The organism is Pseudomonas sp. HB05 (genome assembly GCF_016756915.1).
Lineage (GTDB): Bacteria > Pseudomonadota > Gammaproteobacteria > Pseudomonadales > Pseudomonadaceae > Aquipseudomonas > Aquipseudomonas alvandae.
Map to the genome: position 1 here is coordinate 50,595 of NZ_JAESPG010000001.1, position 16,478 is coordinate 67,072.

Annotated in this window: 14 protein-coding genes; 4 read left to right on the forward strand and 10 right to left on the reverse strand. The window is 60.8% G+C overall.

Features of this window, described 5'->3' with window-relative positions; all coding sequences use genetic code 11:
• The first annotated feature begins 112 nt into the window (after nucleotides 1-112).
• Both JMN22_RS00240 and JMN22_RS00245 read left to right on the forward strand, forming a co-directional pair.
• The gene (locus JMN22_RS00240; protein WP_198796118.1) at nucleotides 113-1,504 is read left to right on the forward strand and encodes a M16 family metallopeptidase; all 1,392 of its coding nucleotides are present in this window, start codon (nucleotides 113-115) and stop codon (nucleotides 1,502-1,504) included.
• 219 nt (nucleotides 1,505-1,723) lie between these two features.
• A complete protein-coding gene (locus tag JMN22_RS00245; RefSeq protein WP_030138977.1) occupies nucleotides 1,724-2,731 on the forward strand; it encodes a DUF5924 family protein in 1,008 nt (335 codons plus the stop codon).
• Between the two features lie 173 nt (nucleotides 2,732-2,904).
• On the opposite strand, the gene JMN22_RS00250 is transcribed toward JMN22_RS00245, so the two are convergent.
• From JMN22_RS00250 to JMN22_RS00275, 6 genes are all read right to left on the reverse strand, one after another.
• Nucleotides 2,905-4,134, reverse strand: a complete 1,230-nt coding sequence (locus JMN22_RS00250) for a nucleoside recognition domain-containing protein (protein ID WP_030138978.1) — start codon at nucleotides 4,132-4,134, stop codon at nucleotides 2,905-2,907.
• A 249-nt stretch (nucleotides 4,135-4,383) separates the two neighbouring features.
• Nucleotides 4,384-5,715: a glutamate/aspartate:proton symporter GltP gene (gene gltP / locus JMN22_RS00255; protein ID WP_030138979.1), complete on the reverse strand. Its 1,332-nt coding sequence runs from the start codon at nucleotides 5,713-5,715 to the stop codon at nucleotides 4,384-4,386.
• Nucleotides 5,716-5,986: 271 nt separating this feature from the next.
• Nucleotides 5,987-6,202: a hypothetical protein gene (locus JMN22_RS00260; protein WP_030138980.1), complete on the reverse strand. Its 216-nt coding sequence runs from the start codon at nucleotides 6,200-6,202 to the stop codon at nucleotides 5,987-5,989.
• Nucleotides 6,203-6,410: 208 nt separating this feature from the next.
• Nucleotides 6,411-6,875, reverse strand: a complete 465-nt coding sequence (locus JMN22_RS00265; RefSeq protein ID WP_198796119.1) for an inhibitor of vertebrate lysozyme family protein — start codon at nucleotides 6,873-6,875, stop codon at nucleotides 6,411-6,413.
• A 2-nt stretch (nucleotides 6,876-6,877) separates the two neighbouring features.
• Nucleotides 6,878-7,042, reverse strand: a complete 165-nt coding sequence (locus tag JMN22_RS00270; RefSeq protein ID WP_003177151.1) for a DUF1328 domain-containing protein — start codon at nucleotides 7,040-7,042, stop codon at nucleotides 6,878-6,880.
• An 81-nt stretch (nucleotides 7,043-7,123) separates the two neighbouring features.
• A complete protein-coding gene (locus JMN22_RS00275; protein ID WP_198796120.1) occupies nucleotides 7,124-7,411 on the reverse strand; it encodes a hypothetical protein in 288 nt (95 codons plus the stop codon).
• Between the two features lie 436 nt (nucleotides 7,412-7,847).
• Between JMN22_RS00275 and algB the strand changes: the two genes are divergently transcribed.
• A complete protein-coding gene (algB, locus tag JMN22_RS00280; RefSeq protein ID WP_030138983.1) occupies nucleotides 7,848-9,194 on the forward strand; it encodes a sigma-54-dependent response regulator transcription factor AlgB in 1,347 nt (448 codons plus the stop codon).
• 10 nt (nucleotides 9,195-9,204) lie between these two features.
• Nucleotides 9,205-10,995, forward strand: coding sequence for a KinB sensor domain-containing domain (locus JMN22_RS00285; protein ID WP_030138984.1), 1,791 nt, complete (start codon nucleotides 9,205-9,207; stop codon nucleotides 10,993-10,995).
• Nucleotides 10,996-11,002: 7 nt separating this feature from the next.
• Here JMN22_RS00285 and JMN22_RS00290 read toward each other — a convergent pair whose 3' ends face one another.
• From JMN22_RS00290 to JMN22_RS00305, 4 genes are all read right to left on the reverse strand, one after another.
• Nucleotides 11,003-12,616, reverse strand: a complete 1,614-nt coding sequence (locus JMN22_RS00290) for an EAL domain-containing protein (protein ID WP_030138985.1) — start codon at nucleotides 12,614-12,616, stop codon at nucleotides 11,003-11,005.
• A gap of 75 nt (nucleotides 12,617-12,691) precedes the next feature.
• Nucleotides 12,692-13,471, reverse strand: coding sequence for an N-acetylmuramoyl-L-alanine amidase (locus tag JMN22_RS00295; protein ID WP_198796121.1), 780 nt, complete (start codon nucleotides 13,469-13,471; stop codon nucleotides 12,692-12,694).
• Nucleotides 13,472-13,573: 102 nt separating this feature from the next.
• Nucleotides 13,574-15,589 carry a diguanylate cyclase gene (locus tag JMN22_RS00300; RefSeq protein ID WP_198796122.1) on the reverse strand — a complete coding sequence of 672 codons (2,016 nt, stop codon included), beginning with the start codon at nucleotides 15,587-15,589 and terminating at the stop codon, nucleotides 13,574-13,576.
• Nucleotides 15,586-16,464, reverse strand: coding sequence for an endonuclease/exonuclease/phosphatase family protein (locus JMN22_RS00305; protein WP_030138988.1), 879 nt, complete (start codon nucleotides 16,462-16,464; stop codon nucleotides 15,586-15,588). Before JMN22_RS00305 ends, JMN22_RS00300 begins: the two co-directional genes overlap by 4 nt.
• Nucleotides 16,465-16,478 lie beyond the last annotated feature (14 nt).

A 16,478-nucleotide genomic window follows, 5' to 3' on the forward strand; every position in this document is an offset into this window, starting at 1 on the left:
CAGACAACTCCCACTGTCCTGAACACAGCGTAAATCAAGGTGGGAGCGAGCCTGCTCGCGATGAAGCCAGTCCGGCCCCATGGATCTTCATAAGCCGCCAGGAAGCCCCGCTATGCGTTGTCTGTTGTTCGCCTTGCTTTTGTTTGGTTCCTTGCCTGCGTTCGCCGCGGATCGATTCCAGGTTGAAGGCTACGCGTTGCCCAACGGCATGCAGCTCATACTCAAGCCCGGCACGGAACGCGGGCATGTGGCGATTCGACTGGTGGTGGGCGTGGGCCTGGATGATTTCAATTGTGCCGACAAGGAGCTGCCGCACCTGCTCGAACATCTGCTGTTCAGCGGCGTCGACGACAGCGGCGAAGGCGGCCTGGAAGAACGCATGCAGGCGCTTGGCGGCGAGTGGAACGCTTTTACCAGCAACGCCGATACGACGTTTGTCATCGAGGCGCCGGCGAGCAATCAACGCAAGGTCCTCGACCTGTTGCTGGCGCTGTTGACCCGAACCCGCATCGATGAAAAGGCCCTGGCGGCGGCCAAGCGGGTGGTGGAACGCGAGGACGGCGGGCATTACACCCACCTGCAACGCTGGCTGGACCATCAAGACCTGGGCCACAAGGCCAGCAATCAACTGGCGGTGGAGCTGGGCTTGCGTTGCGAGGAACGGGCCGAGGTCGAACATCTGTCCCTCGCCCGAATCGAGCAGGTGCGCAAGGCCTGGTATGCGCCGAACAATATGACCTTGATCGTGGTCGGCGACCTCGATCGATTGCTGCCGGCGTATCTGGAGCGCACCTTCGGCGAGCTCGAGCCGGTCGAACCCAGTGTCCACGAACCGCTGCCCCAGATCCGCTACAGCGCGGTCACCAAGCGCAACCTCATCCAAGGCCTGGTCGGCAATGGCGCCAAGCTCCATTGGCTATTCCCGGAACCGGTGTTGGAAGAGCAACACGACGAAACCTTCGACTTGCTCAAGGAATACCTGGATTGGGCACTCTATCGCCAATTGCGCTTGGCCGACGGCCTGTCCTACGGCCCTTGGACGGAGCGGGAAGTGCTCGGCGGCGTGGGTTTCATGAGCCTGAACGCCGACCTGGCCCGCGAGGACCTGCCGCAGGCCGAACAGTCGTTGGAACAGCTGCGCAGCACATTGCTCAAGGACGGCCTGAATCCCGAGAGTTTCGTGCGGATAAAACGCGCCGCCATTGCCCACCAGTCCTGGGCCGTCCAAGGCAACAGCGCCCTGGCGGATTACTACTGGAGCGCCCTCGGGGACTACGAAGACGGCCGCTTCGCCAATCCCGCCGCGCGCCTGCAGGACGTCAGCCTGGAACAGGCCAACCAGGCCCTGCGCGAACTGCTCAAGGACCCGGGATATTTGCGCATCGAGAGGCCATTGCTCAGTGATGACCAGCTTGTCTGGGGACTGGGTGGGTTGCTGGGGTTGGTGTTACTCGGCGTGGTGATGTGGCAGGTACGACGCATGGCTCGACCGCACGAGGAATAATTTTGTGGCGAGGGGATTTATCCCCGTTCGACTGCGAAGCAGTCGCAATCAAGGACGGCTCGGTTTTACTCAAGGGTTTGTAGGGTTGCTTCGCAACCCACCGGGGATAAATCCCCTCGCCACAGATAAATCTCACTCACCACAAGAGTGCTCGTCACATCGATGCCCTGGCGATACTCTGTCAGGGATATTTCCTACGACTTACTGTGAAACCGCCGAATGCCGAACCTGACTCATTTAATCCAGCGCATCCTCGAACTGATGAAGCGCTATCCAGGGGTCATCGCGCTCGGCGGTTTTGTTTCCGGGGTCGGCAGTTTCATGCTGGTGGACCGCCAGCAGAGCCTGGCGACCTGGATCACCATCATCATGTTGGTGAGCTGGCTCTGGCTGATGCTGGAAAACACCCTGACGCGGTTGTTCACCAAGGTCTTCAAACGAGAAATACCCCAGCCGCTGTTGCGCTACGCCACGCAGATGATCCACCAGGAAAGCCTGTTTTTCGTCCTGCCGTTTTTCTTCATCACGACCACTTGGAACAGCAGCCAGCTGATCTTTACCGGCCTGCTGACGATCGCGGCGCTGATTTCGATCACCGACCCGCTGTATTACAAATGGCTGGCCCCTAGGCGTTGGGCGTTCCTGGCGTTGCACACGCTGACGCTGTTTGCCGCCCTGCTCACCGCGCTGCCGGTGATCGTGCACCTGACCACCGACCAGAGCTTCAAGCTGGCGCTGGGCATCGCCATGTTGTTGTCGTTCCCGAGCCTGGCCTCGATCTTTCCGATTCGTACCGTGCGCAACGCGTTGGCCATCCTGTGCATTACCTTGGGGATTGGCGCCGCCGGCTGGGTGCTGCGCTCCTGGGTGCCACCGGCGACGCTATGGATGACCGAAGTGGCGATCAGCACCCAAGTGGAAGATCGCACACCGGGCGCCAGCCTCAAGCAAGTCAGCGCGGCGCAGATCCGCAGCAATGGCCTGTATGCCTACACCGCCATCAATGCCCCGCGAGGGCTCGACGAGCGCATTTACCACGTCTGGAAATTCAACGGCAAAGAAGTGGACCGCATCGCCTTGGACATCCATGGCGGACGCAAGGAAGGCTATCGGGCGTGGACCCACAAGCAGAATTTCCCGGAAAACCCGACGGGCAAGTGGCAGGTGCGTGTGCTGACGGAAAATGGCCAGATGATTGGCGTGCTGCGTTTCGAGGTGACGAACTGAAGGTCCTTCGGACCTTATCGCGAGCAAGCTCGCTCCCACAGGGGATCTGCGGCGTTCATGGCCTCAGGGGAAGACACTTGACCTGTGGGAGCCGAGCTTGCTCGCGATGACGGCGGCACATCCAACAGATGTGTCAACCGATCATCGTTATCGTGAGCAACTCACTCCGCCGGTCAGCCAAAGAACCAGTAGCAAACCCCGATAGCCGCCACCACCCCGGCCAATTCAGCCAGCAGCGCGCAACCCACCGCATGGCGCGCGCGCTGGATCCCCACGGCGCCAAAATAGACCGCCAGTACGTAGAAGGTGGTTTCGGTGCTGCCCTGGATGGTCGCGGCCACCAGGGACGGGAAGCTGTCCACCCCGGACGTCTTCATGGTTTCGATCAGCATCGCCCGGGCGGCGCTGCCGGAGAACGGCTTGACCATGGCCGTCGGCAGCGCGTCGACAAAACGCGTGTCCAGGCCAGCCCATTGCACCAGGTGGCGAATCCCGTCGAGGCCGAAATCCAGCGCTCCCGAGGCCCGCAACACCCCCACCGCACAAAGCATCGCCACCAGGTAGGGCAACAGGCTCTTGGCAACGTCGAAGCCTTCCTTCGCGCCTTCGACGAACGTTTCGTACACCTTGACCTTGCGCAGCGTGCCCACCACCAGGAAGAGGATGATCAAGCCGAACAGCGTCAGGTTGCCCAGGATCGACGACAGCCCCGCCAGCGCAGTGGCCGAGAGCGTCGCCAACAGCGCCATGAAGCCGCCCAGCGCCAGCGCACCCGGAATCAGATAGGCCAGCACCACCGGATCCCACAGGCGCAGACGTTGCACGAACGCCACGGACAGCAGCCCCATCAAGGTCGAAGCGCTGGTGGCGAGCAGGATCGGCAGGAACACCAGGGTCGGGTCCGGCGCGCCTTGCTGGGCGCGATACATGAAGATCGTGACCGGCAGCAGGGTCAACGACGACGCGTTCAGCACCAGGAACAGGATCTGCGCGTTGCTGGCGATGGTCGGACTGGGATTGAGGTCTTGCAGGGCGCGCATGGCCTTGAGGCCGATGGGCGTGGCGGCGTTGTCCAGCCCAAGGCCGTTGGCCGCGAAGTTCAGGGTGATCAGGCCGATCGCCGGGTGGCCGGCAGGCACTTCCGGCATCAAGCGCAGGAACAGCGGGCCGAGGGCCTTGGCCAGCCAGTCGACGATGCCGGCTTTTTCAGCGATGCGCAGGAATCCCAGCCACAGGGTCAAGGTACCGAACAGCAGGACCATGACTTCGACCGACAGCTTGGCCATGGCAAAGATGCTTTCCACCATGGCGGCGAAGATCCCGGCGTTGCCGCCGATCAACCACTGCGCCAGCGCCGACACGGCTGCCACGATAAAGAAGCCAAGCCACAGGCCATTGAGCATCGGTTAATCCCCCGGAAGATGCCGCGAATGATAGCGGGGCTGGCAGAAACGACAAACCCCGGATTTCTCCGGGGTTTGGTTGGCACTGCATAGATGATCAATGGAGCCCTGTGGGAGCGAGCTTGCTCGCGATGGCTGCGTATCAGTCAACAACAATGGTGACGGATGCGACGCAATCGCGAGCACGCTCGCTCCCACCAATACCGGGGGTTGAGGTACGTTTTTTGTGACCCGAACGCCCTTCAGGAATCAGCGGCTGGAAGTTTCCCCCGCTGGCAACGGCTCCTTGCTGCGCCAGTGCGGCAGGGAATTCCAGTAGCGCTGGCCCTTGGCATCGTCGTACATGCCTTCCCAGCGGGAAATGACCAGCACGGCCAGGGCGTTGCCGATCACGTTCAGCGCCGTACGGGCCATGTCCATGATGCGGTCGACACCGGCAATGAACGCCAGGCCTTCCAGCGGAATGCCAACGCTGCCCAAGGTGGCCAGCAGCACTACGAACGATACGCCCGGCACACCCGCAATGCCCTTGGACGTGACCATCAAGGTCAATACCAGCATCAATTGCTGACCGATGGACAGGTCGATGCCATACAGCTGGGCAATGAAGATCGCCGCGATGCTCTGGTACAGGGTCGAACCGTCGAGGTTGAACGAATAACCGGTGGGCACCACGAAGCTGCAAATGGCTTTCGGCGCACCGTAGGCTTCCATCTTCTCGATCACCCGTGGCAACACGGTTTCGGAACTGGCGGTGGAGTAGGCCAGCACCAGCTCATCCTTGAAGATGCGCATCAGCTTGATCACCGAGAAGCCGAACAGGCGAGCGATCAGGCCCAGCACCACGAAGGCGAAGAAGGCAATGGCGAAATAAACCAGGATGACCAGTTTCGCCAGCGGCAGCAGGGAAGCGAAACCGAAGTTGGCGACGGTCACCGCGATCAGGGCGAACACGCCGATCGGCGCGTAGCTCATGATCATGTGGGTAACCTTGAACATGCTCTCCGACACGCCCTGGAACATCTTGACCAGCGGATCACGCAGGTCAGATTGCAGGCTGGACAAGCCGAGACCGAACAGGACGGAGAAGAAAATGATCGGCAACATCTCGCCGCGAGCGACGGCGGCGAAGATGTTCGACGGGATCAGGTTGAGGATCGTCTGCACGAACGCATGCTCATGCTGGACCTCGGCGGCCGTGGCCTGGTACTTGGAAATATCCACCGTACCCAGCGTACTCATGTCGATGCCATTGCCCGGCTGGAAGAAGTTCGCGAGCAACAGGCCGACGACGATGGCGATGGTCGTGACGATTTCAAAGTAGATGATGGTCTTGAAGCCGATCCGCCCGAGTTTCTTGGCGTCGCCGACCCCGGCGATGCCGACGATCAGCGAAGAGATCACGATAGGGATCACGATCATCTTGATCAGACGGATAAAGATATCGCCAGCCGGTTGCAGCACGTTGCTGATCCACCAGGCCTTCTCGGCACTGAAGTGGTTGAGCAGCGCACCGATTGCAATCCCGAGCACCAGACCGATGAGGATCTGCCAGGCGAGGCTTAGTCTTGCCTTCTTCATATCATTACCCTTACTTCAGTTGGACTCGGGCAGCAGCGTCAACGGACGGCCAGGATGGCGATGCGAAGTCGTGCTGCTGCCCCCGTATAACGTCACCCGAGCGCCCACGACGGCTCACTGGCAGGCGAAAAAAGGCGCAACTATTGCCACGCGAGGGGGGATCGTCTAATGCCGTAACCGCCTACCCCATGCCGAATCGGCATGAGATTTCCCAAGTGAAACGTGCGCCCCAATCGGTTCGAAAGCGCCACTTCAGCAGGCATAAACGCCGTCAGCCGGCCATTTCAGCGTGGCCGTGCGTTGCTCTGATTGCTGGAGCGTCGATGAAAGGATCGAGCGTTGGAGTCCACTCGGGAAGAGAAATGGCGGGCGCATTCTCCGATATACGGTCAGCGTTGGAACAGTGACATTCGTCCATCAGGACAATATGCCGCAGCGCCTGGCGGGTTCTGTCAGGAAAGACAGCCAGCCGCTCTAACGTGAGCATCAAGCTCTCCGCAAGTTCGCCAAGCCATCGAGACTTCGCGAACTTGCGTCGCAGCTTTTACCTGACCCGGCCCTTTCGCAGGCACCCCTTGTGCCCGTAGGTCACTCCGACCCTTTTTGGTCAGAGCGTCCCAGCCCCCTGGTCATGCTTCGGCCCTCCTCGGGCCTCGCAGAGAGAAAAGCAGGGCTGCCTTTCCCGTTCTCAAGTCTCAGTACCAATTCGGATCTTTTTTCAGCTGTTCCATTAACAGTTCTTGCATACCTTCGTCGGGATTACCGAGGAAGCGATAGTCCGCATGACGGGTTGGCGACTTGTCTGCCGGCAGCCCCGCGGGCACTTCGACCAACAAGGCATAGGCCTCGTCTTTGTCGAAACTGAACGCCACGAACAGGCGTTTGCTCCGGCAAGTTGCCTGGGTTTCGCACAGCGGTCCTACCAGATACTTGTCGCCATCCTCTTCGACGGCATTCATCTGTTCGGCATCGCCCGTCAGGTTCATCACCCATTCGGGCAGACGCTCTTCCTTTTTGACCACTTGCTGCCAGGTCTGGCGGTACTGCGGGTCGGCCTCAAGCAGTTGATTGACCCGCATCTGTCCGTCATTGGCAGCCAATGCCATGGCACTGCCGCCCAACAGCAGGGCGGCGGCCAGTCCTTTTAATGACGCGTTCATGGTCAGCCTCGGCCGCGACGACCAAAAAAGAACGAAGCGATGAACATCACCAGGAACACGACAAAGAGAATCTTGGCGATGCCCGTGGCGGTGCCTGCGATACCACCGAAGCCCAATACCGCGGCGATGATGGCAATGATCAGGAAGGTAATTGCCCAGCTCAACATGATGATTCTCCTTACGCTTTTCTACTTAGTTGGGGTGTAGCGGTGTTGGTTCCGGCTCGACGGACGACCGGTCCATCGGGTTTAGAACACCCAGCGCTCCTCACGAGGCATGTCGGTAAGGGGCTGCGTTTGGTCGACCTCCATCATTCGCATCGAGGCGGACGCCTCGGCGACGCTGCTGACCGCACTGAAATGCGTTTGGGGAGCTCGTTGAATCGACACCAGCGGCGCTTCCGGCTGTTGGCTTCCATGCCACAACATCAGTTGTTGGCCCGCCACAAGCGTGATCAGCAGTGCGACGACAGCCCACAGCCCTTGTTGGATGGACAGGGCAGTGATGCGAAATTGGGCGGCACGTTGACGATTCATCCTGGAATTCCTCCCCACCCTTGCGGTGATCTGGTTGAGGCGCTTTAACGCCATGTTGATCTGGATATTGCAGTCCGCATGCCAGAATTATAACCAGCTAAAAACCGTTCAAAATCAAATAGTTACCATGTGAAGCCAAAGCATGCGGGGCGCATCCTGCACGATGGGCCCGAGCGGAGTCGTGCGTAATGCACGAATCGGAGAAAGCGAAGCGCAAGATTCTTTTTTTGAATTGAAGGTGGGAAACGGCTGTCGGAATGAGCGAACCGAACCGAAGGCTACAGGCGGGGCGAAAAAAAAGATGAAAATCAGGCTTTTAGACGCCAGAGGTCCACAGAAGCCTGTTCGGTGAGTAATATTCGACCAGAATGAACCATGCAACTTGCCCGATTTTTCTGACACTAATCATCATCATTCATTAAGGAGCGTAGGAAAAATGGAATCCGCCACTGAGCATCAAGGCCGCATTCTGCTGGTGGACGATGAGTCCGCCATCCTGCGTACCTTCCGTTATTGCCTTGAAGACGAAGGCTATTCCGTCGCCACCGCCAACAGCGCCGCCCAGGCCGAAGCGCTGCTGCAACGCCAGGTGTTCGACCTGTGCTTTCTCGACCTGCGACTGGGCGAGGACAATGGTCTCGATGTACTGGCGCAGATGCGGATCCAGGCGCCGTGGATGCGGGTCGTGATCGTCACCGCCCATTCCGCCGTGGACACCGCTGTCGATGCGATCCAGGCCGGGGCCGCCGACTATCTGGTCAAGCCTTGCAGCCCGGATCAACTGCGCCTGGCGACGGCCAAGCAATTGGAGGTACGTCAGTTATCCGCCAGGCTCGAAGCCTTGGAAGGCGAGATCCGCAAGCCGAAGGACGGCCTCGACTCCCACAGTCCGGCCATGAAAGTCGTGCTTGAAACTGCCCGCCAGGTCGCCAGCACCGATGCCAACATTCTTATCCTGGGGGAATCCGGCACCGGTAAGGGTGAGCTGGCGCGGGCCATCCATGGCTGGAGCAAGCGCGCGAAGAAATCCTGCGTCACCATCAACTGCCCGTCGTTGACCACCGAGTTGATGGAGAGCGAGTTGTTCGGCCACAGCCGTGGCGCATTCACCGGGGCCAGCGAGAGCACACTGGGGCGGGTCAACCAAGCCGATGGCGGGACGTTGTTTCTTGACGAAATCGGCGATTTTCCCCTCGCGTTACAACCTAAGTTGCTGCGTTTTATTCAAGACAAGGAATACGAGCGGGTAGGCGACCCAGTCACCCGTCGCGCCGACGTACGGATCCTCGCAGCGACCAATCTCAATCTCGAAGACATGGTGCGCGATGGACGTTTCCGCGAAGACCTGCTGTATCGCCTGAACGTCATTACCTTGCACCTGCCGCCATTGCGCGAGCGGGCCGAGGACATCCTGACCCTCGCTGATCGCTTCCTGGCGCGCTTCGTCAAGGAATACGCCCGCCCAGCCCGGGGCTTCAGCGACGAAGCGCGCGAGGCACTGCTGGGTTATCGCTGGCCGGGCAACATTCGCGAACTGCGCAACGTGGTCGAGCGGGCCAGCATCATTTGTCCGCAGGAAAAAGTCGAAATCAGCCACTTGGGCATGGCCGAGCAACCGGTCAACAACGCCCCGCGAATCGGCGCCGCGCTGAGTCTCGACGAACTGGAGAAGGCCCACATAGGCGCGGTGTTGGCCACCGCCGATACCCTCGACCAAGCGGCAAAGACCCTGGGCATCGATGCGTCTACGCTGTACCGCAAACGCAAGCAATACAACCTGTGAGCGCCACCTTATGAAACTGGCGATGAAGCTGCGCACACGGCTGTTCCTCAGTATCTCGGCACTGATTACCGTGGCGCTGCTGGGGCTTTTGCTGGGCCTTGTCAGCGTCATGCAGATGGCCAATACCCAGGAAAAGTCCGTGCGCGACAACTTTATCCTGCTCGACCTGGGTCTCAAGTTGCGCCAGACGCTGGGCGATCAGTTGATGATCATGCTCGATGAAAAACCCGATCTGGCGGCGCTAGAAGAATCCAAGCGCCAATATTTCGAGTTGTTGGATGAGGGCATTGCCCATGAGCGAGAACAGGACGATTCAGCCGCCCGCTTCAGCCACGCCAAAGCCGATTACATCAGTTTTATCCAGGCTTTCGACGCGTCTCTCCAACAATCGACGCCACTGAGCAGCAATCAGGACCTCACAGAGAAGTTCAACGTGCTGCGCGGCGGCTTGATCGATGGCTATCGACACGCACTGAACAAAATCAGCGATACACAGGACCGCGCCCGTGAACGGGCTCTCCTGATTTCCAGCTTGCTGGGCCTGGTGGGCCTGGCGGTACTGATCATCGGGTTCGTGACCGCGCACGGCATAGCCAGGCGTTTCGGCGCGCCGATCGAGGCCCTGGCGGCCGCGGCGGACGATATCGGGCAGGGCAAGTTCGAGGTGACGCTGCCCATCTCCTCAGCGGCGGAACTGAACCTGCTGACGCGGCGTTTCGGCATCATGGCCCAGGCGTTGCGCGAACATCAGGCCACCAATGTCGATGAACTGCTCGCTGGCCAGCAACGCCTGCAAGCGGTGCTCGACAGCATTGACGACGGCCTGCTGATGATCGACCGCCAGGGCCGGCTGGAGCACCTCAATCCGGTGGCCCAACGGCAACTCGGCTGGGACCAGGAACGCCTGGGCCAAGGATTGGGCGAGGCGCTTGGACGTATCGAGCTGGATGACGAGCTGCAAGTGGTCCTGCGCGGCGGTTCCCAAGAGCGCGCGCCAGACGACCTGAGCATTGAGGTAGATGGCGAATCCCGCGTGCTGACGTACAGCCTGACGCCGGTCATCCATACCCAGGGCCAGATTCTCGGGGCTGTGATGGTATTGCATGACGTCACCGAACAGCGCGCCTTCGAGCGCGTACGCAGCGAATTCGTATTGCGGGCGTCTCATGAGCTGCGCACCCCCGTGACCGGCATGCACATGGCATTCGGGCTGCTGCAGGAGCGCGTGCATTTCCCCGAGGACTCTCGCGAGGCGGACCTGCTCAATACGGTCAATGAAGAAATGCAGCGGCTGATGCAGCTCATCAACGACCTGCTCAACTTTTCCCGCTATCAGAACGGCTTGCAGAAACTCACCCTGGCGCCTTGCTCCATCGAGCAAATGCTGGACGCGGCCCGGCTGCGGTTTGCCGAGCAGGCCGAAGCGAAGGGCGTCGAGCTGTTGGTGGAGATCCAGGGACCGTTGCCGCGCCTGCATGCCGACGCCGCGCAGTTGGACCGGGTCTTGGACAACTTGATCGACAATGCGATGCGTCATACCAACGATGACGGCCAGATCCGTTTGCAGGCCCGACGCCACGGCGAACGGGTGATTATCAGCGTTGAAGACAACGGCGAGGGTATCGCCTACGGCCAGCAGGGCCGGATCTTCGAACCCTTCGTCCAGGTCGGACGCAAAAAGGGCGGCGCGGGGCTCGGCCTGGCGCTGTGCAAGGAGATCGTCCAGCTGCATGGTGGACGCATGGGCGTGTATTCCAGGCCAGGGCAGGGCACCCAGTTTTATATGGCCCTGACGGTCTGAAACCGCCTCAAGCTTCGTCGTCCAGGCGTCGTCCGAGCAAGCGCCGACCGCGGGTGATCAACTCTATGAGCTGCACCGCACTGAGCGCGTGGGCGAACAGCCAACCCTGACCGAACTTAACGCCTTCGCTGCTCAGGTATGACGCCTGGGCCTCATGTTCGATGCCTTCGGCAATCACCTTTAGCTGTAACGCATGAGCCATGCGGATAATGTGCGGCGCCACGCCACTGCTGGCTGCATCATGGCCCAAGGCGTCGATGAAGGCCTTGTCGATCTTCAGGCAATCCACCGGCAGCGTCTGCAGGTAAGCCAGGCTGCAATAACCGGTGCCAAAATCGTCGATCAGGACCTGATGCCCCAGGTCGCGCAGCGATTGCAGGTTATCCCGGGCCACCAGCACATCAACCAACCCACGCTCGGTAACTTCGAACGCAATCTGGCGCGCCGACACTCGATGCCGCGCCAGCAGGCGGGTAATCACTTCCCCAATGCGCGGGACCATCACATCGCAGGCCGCGAGGTTCACCGAGATGTACAGGTGTGGGTTGGCGCGCAACAACTGGCCCAACTGGTCGAACAGCCGCTGCAGGACGAAGTCGGTAATCTGGCGAATCTGCCCGGTGTTCTCCGCCATGGGAATGAACAGGTCCGGGCTGGTCAGCGTACCGTCTGGTCGTCGCCAACGCAGCAACGCTTCGGCGCCGACACAGTTGCGGCTGCGCAGATCGAAAATCGGCTGATAGAGCACCTGTAGCTCGCCGCGCCGGATGGCCCCGTGCAGCTCGGCGTCCATGGATTGGCGCTGACGCGCCAGCAAAAACACTTGGAAGCCGATGCCAAGGCCCAGCATCAAGCTGATCGGCAGCATCCACCAGGCGTTGGCGGGAATGCGAAGGCCGTTGCGCGGCGCAATCAGCACCAGTTGATATTCCGGGTTGTCGGTCGGCATCCGATAGATCAGCCGGGTCTGGGTCACTTGCAAGGCGTCCCGGCTTTTTGGCGGCCACGGCTCCGCCGGCGGCCAGCGTTGCTCGGTGCCGAGGACTGGAATGGCCCGCTCGCCCTCGTCCAGGACCACAAGGAGGCTGCTGCCTGGGGGCAGGTCGACGACATCGGTCAGGTGACCGCGAGACGTAGCGACCCGGAAATTGCCGCGCCCCAACATCAGGGCGGCACGATTTTCGTCGGGCTCCGTGGTGGTGTTGAGCCAGTAACTGTAGGCCGGGCCTCGCAAGTCGGGTGGGCGGGCCAACGATAAGCCGCTCTGGCGCGGGCGATTGGAACATACGCCGTGACTATCGATGTAAGCGGCTTCATAGACAAAACGGTAATTGAAGCTCACCTGTTGCAGCGTCGCGATCATGTCGTCATCACAGCCGCGCAGAGGTTGGGCCTGAAGATCATCGAGGCTTTCGCGCAGTTGGCCGAAAAGCTGTTCCAGGCGCTGCAGGAAACGCTCGCCCTGGGCATTCATCTGGTCGCTTTCGCGCTGCTGGATCTGTTGCATCACCACGAACAGGCTTCCCGCGAGCAACAGCACGGTACTCAGGGCAGCCGCGACCATCGCCAGGAAAACAGGGCGATGGAGCCAGCTTTGCAGGGTTTCTCGGGCAGCCGTCATCGTTGGTAATCCGAAAGTTACCAATGAGTTATAGCTTCTGTTTTGGAATTGGCCCGCGCAGTCGGACGGGCGTCATTATTTTGTCTGGTTGAGGACCGTCAGGATCGCCGCACTTTGGGCGTCTGGCGCGCCATCGAACCGGGCCGGTCGATAGTGCATCTGGAACGCGGCCAGGACCTGATGAGTGGTGACGTCCCATTCGCCGGTGCGCGGCGTGGGGTAGCCAAGGCGCGCCAGCTCGGCCTGGAACCAACTGGCGCTGGGAAGCTGATCCACATAGGCGGCCTGCTGGCGAGCGACTGCCCGTTCGTCTGGCCAAACCCCCAAGCCGGCCTCGGCCAGGCGTTTCCAGGGAAACAACGGCCCGGGGTCCAGTTTGCGCATGGGCGCGATATCGCTGTGACCGATGATGTTCACCGGATTGATCGCGTTACGCCGGGTGATGTCCTTGAGCAGGACGATCAGGGACTGGACTTGAGCTTCGCTGTAGGGATACCAGAGACGTCCGGTGGGCGTATCGATATAGCCCGGGTTGACGATTTCGATACCGATCGAGCTGGAGTTGAGCCAGGTCCGGCCTTGCCATTCACTTTCGCCGGCATGCCAGGCACGTCGGCTTTCGTCCACCAGCTTGTAGATGGTTGCGTTCTTGTCATCGCCGATCAAGTAATGGGCACTGACTTCGCCATGGGTCAGCAGGGACAAGGAGCGTTCCAGGGACGCCGAGGTGTAATGCACGACAACGAACTGGATTCGACTGTCGTGGTTGACCGAGGGATGGCTGGTGTCGAGTCGGGGACCGCTCGCGCAACCGGCCAGGAGAAGCAACGAAGCAAGAAGCGGGGCAAATTTCATGGCGATAGGGTGTATGCAGAAAAATAATGCAACAGTGTAACGTATCGCCCAGCAATGATCCGATTGGACCGCGACATTAAATAATTTGGAACAATTGAAGCCTCAGCCTAGCTCCACGCGATTACGTCCTGCATTTTTAGCCCGATATAGCGCCTGATCGGCTCTTTTAAGCACCAGATCGCTATGTTCTCCCGGTTTGAATGCCGTCATGCCCATGGACACCGTGACCGTGACCGGTTCGCCTTTGAAGTGAAACGGACAGGATTCGATGGCCACGCGCAACGCCTCGGCCAGTTTTGCACCAGCGGCCAGGGGCGTATCGGGGACCAGCAGGACGAACTCCTCGCCGCCGAAGCGGGCAATGAAATCGCCACCGCGTATACGCTTGCGCAGCACCGAGGCGATGAGCTTCAGCACACGGTCGCCGGCCAAGTGGCCATAGTTGTCATTGATCCGCTTGAAATGATCCAGATCGAGCATAGCAATCAGCAAGCTGTTGCCATGCCGCTGCCATTGCTCGACTTCCCGTTCGAGACGTTCGCTCCAGGCGGCGCGGTTGGGCAAGCCGGTCAGCGGATCGACCAACGCCTTTTGCCGCTGCTCTTCCAGGTTCTCCCGAACGATCAGGGCGTCCTGCTCCATCAATGCAACGCGCTCGGCCAGGCTTTTCAGGCGAGCCGACACTTCCTGCTCGCGCAAATCCCGTTGTTTCTGGTGCTGATCCATCGTGCCGAGCAAACCTTCAAGGTGGTTTTCCAGCACGTGCTTGAGGCTCTCCAGGTCATCGGCCTGCTGCACGCTGTTTTGCAAGCCATCGACCTGCTCGCGGATCTGGGTGTCCATCTCCCTGGAGGCCGACGAATGATCGGCATGGTCTTCGCTGGCCGCCCGCAGGGTGTTTTGAAACGACTCCAGCCGATCGTTCAGCCGCTGAAGATAAGCTTCGAATTCGTGCTGGCCGCTGTCGGTGATCGCCAGCATGAGCACAGCCAGGTCGTCGAGAACCGGCAGCAACTCGTACCAGTTCAAGCCGTTTTTCAGCCGTTCCCGCATGGCCTCGGCTTGAGGACGATGCCGCTCCGGCAATGTCAGGTCGCCCAGCAACCCCAGCAAGGTGTCTTCGATGTGGCGAGCGACCGAGCTGTAGGACGGCTCCGGGGAATCAGGCAGATTATAGGGAGACTCATCCGGATCGATCGCCGCGGGAAGCTCGGCAGGTTCTTCCGGAACCGCTGTAGCCTCGAGGATGGGCTGGGGCGGTTCCTCTGGCGTCAGCTCGTCGGGATTCTCGGCAGCGGGGGCCGGCTCGGTGGGTTCATCGGGGGTCGGCGCCGACTCGATGCTCGGCTGGGCAGGCGACACGACGGGTGCTGGTGCTGGTGCTGGTGCTGGTGCTGGTGCTGGACCAGGCTCGTCCACTGTTTCAATGGATGCCACCGGCTCGGGCGTCATGTCCGGTGCGTGGACTTGTTCCGCTTTGGATAGCGGCGGCGCCGGTGCCGCGGCTGCAGTATCAATGGCTTGGGGTTGGGAGGGCAGCGGGGCCGCTTCGGCTTCAGCCGTCAGGGCGGGCGCGGGTGTCGCTTCCGAGTGATCGTGGCCGCCAAACAGTCGTTGAAGCAGGCCGGGACGGCTCGGCTCCTCCGGCGTGTCCAGTGCCCTGATCGCCTGCCCTTGCAATTGGCTCAGTTCACTGAGCAACAGCGGGATTTCCCGCGCCTGGTCGGCCCGGGCCTCCAGTTGCTTGGAGAATTTCTTCAGGGGCCGGCTGACTTCCTTCGGCAGCGGCAGGCTCTGCAACTGGGCGACCAGGGCCGTCAGCGCCGCGCTCACCTGTTCCGCGCGGGTCTCGCGACGCTGTTCGGAATCAAGTACGGCTTTCTCCAGGCGTGGAAGCAAGGCGGCGAGGGCGGCGTCCATGTTGTCGGTACGCACCACTTCGCGCATTTCCTTCATGCACTGGTCCACGGCCCGATCGGTACCCTCGGCGGCGAGGGTGCTGCGCACCAGGCCACGACGCAACAAGTCGAGCCGAGCGTCCCAGCGGCGCTCGAGCTTTTCCTGTTGTTCGATGCTCTTGAGGTATTTTTCTCTCCAGCGTTCGGCGTCGTCGCTCATTCATCGGATCCGCGAGGGGCAGGACTCAGCGCGGGGAATGCATCAGCCGTGAGCGAACCCGGCAAACGTATTTCGACCGCGACGGGCAGGTGATCGGAAATGGGCTGGGCCAGCACCTCGACCCGTTCGAGGGTCAGGGTCGGGCTCAGCAGGATATGGTCCAGGCAGCGTTGAGGACGCCAGCTGGGGAATGTCGCTTCAAGTTGCGGAGCCAGCAGACCAAGGTCGCGCAGGGGGGAGGTCTGCAACAGGTCGGTGGCATGGGTGTTCATGTCGCCCATCAGCACCTGATGCTTGTAGCCGCCAATCAGCTCGCGAATGTACGCCAATTGCATCGTGCGGGTACGCGCCCCGAGCGCCAGGTGCATCATGACCACGATCAGCGCCTCCGGACCTTCGCCGAAACGCGCGAGGATCGCGCCGCGGCCCTTGGGGCCCGGCAGCGGATGGTCTTCGATCGCCCACGGTCGCAAGCGGCTCAACACACCATTGCTGTGCTGGCCGAGACGTCCGAGGTTGCGATTGAGTTGCTGGTACCAATAGGGAAACGCGCCCAGTTGGGCAAGGTGCTCGACCTGGTTGACGTAGCCGGACCTCAGGCTTCCGCCGTCGGCTTCCTGCAAGGCCACCAGATCGAAATCCTTCAACAGGTCGCCGATCTTCTGCAGATTGCCGGCGCGTCCCGTATGGGGCAGCACATGTTGCCAACCCCGGGTCAGGTAATGCCGGTAACGTTCGGTGCTGATACCGACCTGGATATTGAAGCTGAGCAGCCGCAAACGACTGTCGGCAGGCAGGCCCGTGGACGCGACATGATGCTCGTTGACCCGTGCTTCATGCAGGCCAACAACGCGTTCGGTGCTCCAGCGGGCCATGGCAGGCGCTACGC

Bases quoted from the DNA above. Each gene is read 5' to 3' on its own strand.
- JMN22_RS00295 (WP_198796121.1), bottom strand. From the start codon at position 13,471: ATGAAATTTGCCCCGCTTCTTGCTTCGTTGCTTCTCCTGGCCGGTTGC.
- algB (WP_030138983.1), top strand. From the start codon at position 7,848: ATGGAATCCGCCACTGAGCATCAAGGCCGCATTCTGCTGGTGGACGAT.
- JMN22_RS00275 (WP_198796120.1), bottom strand. From the start codon at position 7,411: ATGAATCGTCAACGTGCCGCCCAATTTCGCATCACTGCCCTGTCCATC.
- JMN22_RS00300 (WP_198796122.1), bottom strand. From the start codon at position 15,589: ATGAGCGACGACGCCGAACGCTGGAGAGAAAAATACCTCAAGAGCATC.
- JMN22_RS00250 (WP_030138978.1), bottom strand. From the start codon at position 4,134: ATGCTCAATGGCCTGTGGCTTGGCTTCTTTATCGTGGCAGCCGTGTCG.
- JMN22_RS00260 (WP_030138980.1), bottom strand. From the start codon at position 6,202: ATGCTCACGTTAGAGCGGCTGGCTGTCTTTCCTGACAGAACCCGCCAG.
- JMN22_RS00290 (WP_030138985.1), bottom strand. From the start codon at position 12,616: ATGACGGCTGCCCGAGAAACCCTGCAAAGCTGGCTCCATCGCCCTGTT.
- JMN22_RS00305 (WP_030138988.1), bottom strand. From the start codon at position 16,464: ATGGCCCGCTGGAGCACCGAACGCGTTGTTGGCCTGCATGAAGCACGG.
- JMN22_RS00240 (WP_198796118.1), top strand. From the start codon at position 113: ATGCGTTGTCTGTTGTTCGCCTTGCTTTTGTTTGGTTCCTTGCCTGCG.
- JMN22_RS00245 (WP_030138977.1), top strand. From the start codon at position 1,724: ATGCCGAACCTGACTCATTTAATCCAGCGCATCCTCGAACTGATGAAG.
- JMN22_RS00265 (WP_198796119.1), bottom strand. From the start codon at position 6,875: ATGAACGCGTCATTAAAAGGACTGGCCGCCGCCCTGCTGTTGGGCGGC.
- JMN22_RS00270 (WP_003177151.1), bottom strand. From the start codon at position 7,042: ATGTTGAGCTGGGCAATTACCTTCCTGATCATTGCCATCATCGCCGCG.
- JMN22_RS00285 (WP_030138984.1), top strand. From the start codon at position 9,205: ATGAAACTGGCGATGAAGCTGCGCACACGGCTGTTCCTCAGTATCTCG.
- gltP (WP_030138979.1), bottom strand. From the start codon at position 5,715: ATGAAGAAGGCAAGACTAAGCCTCGCCTGGCAGATCCTCATCGGTCTG.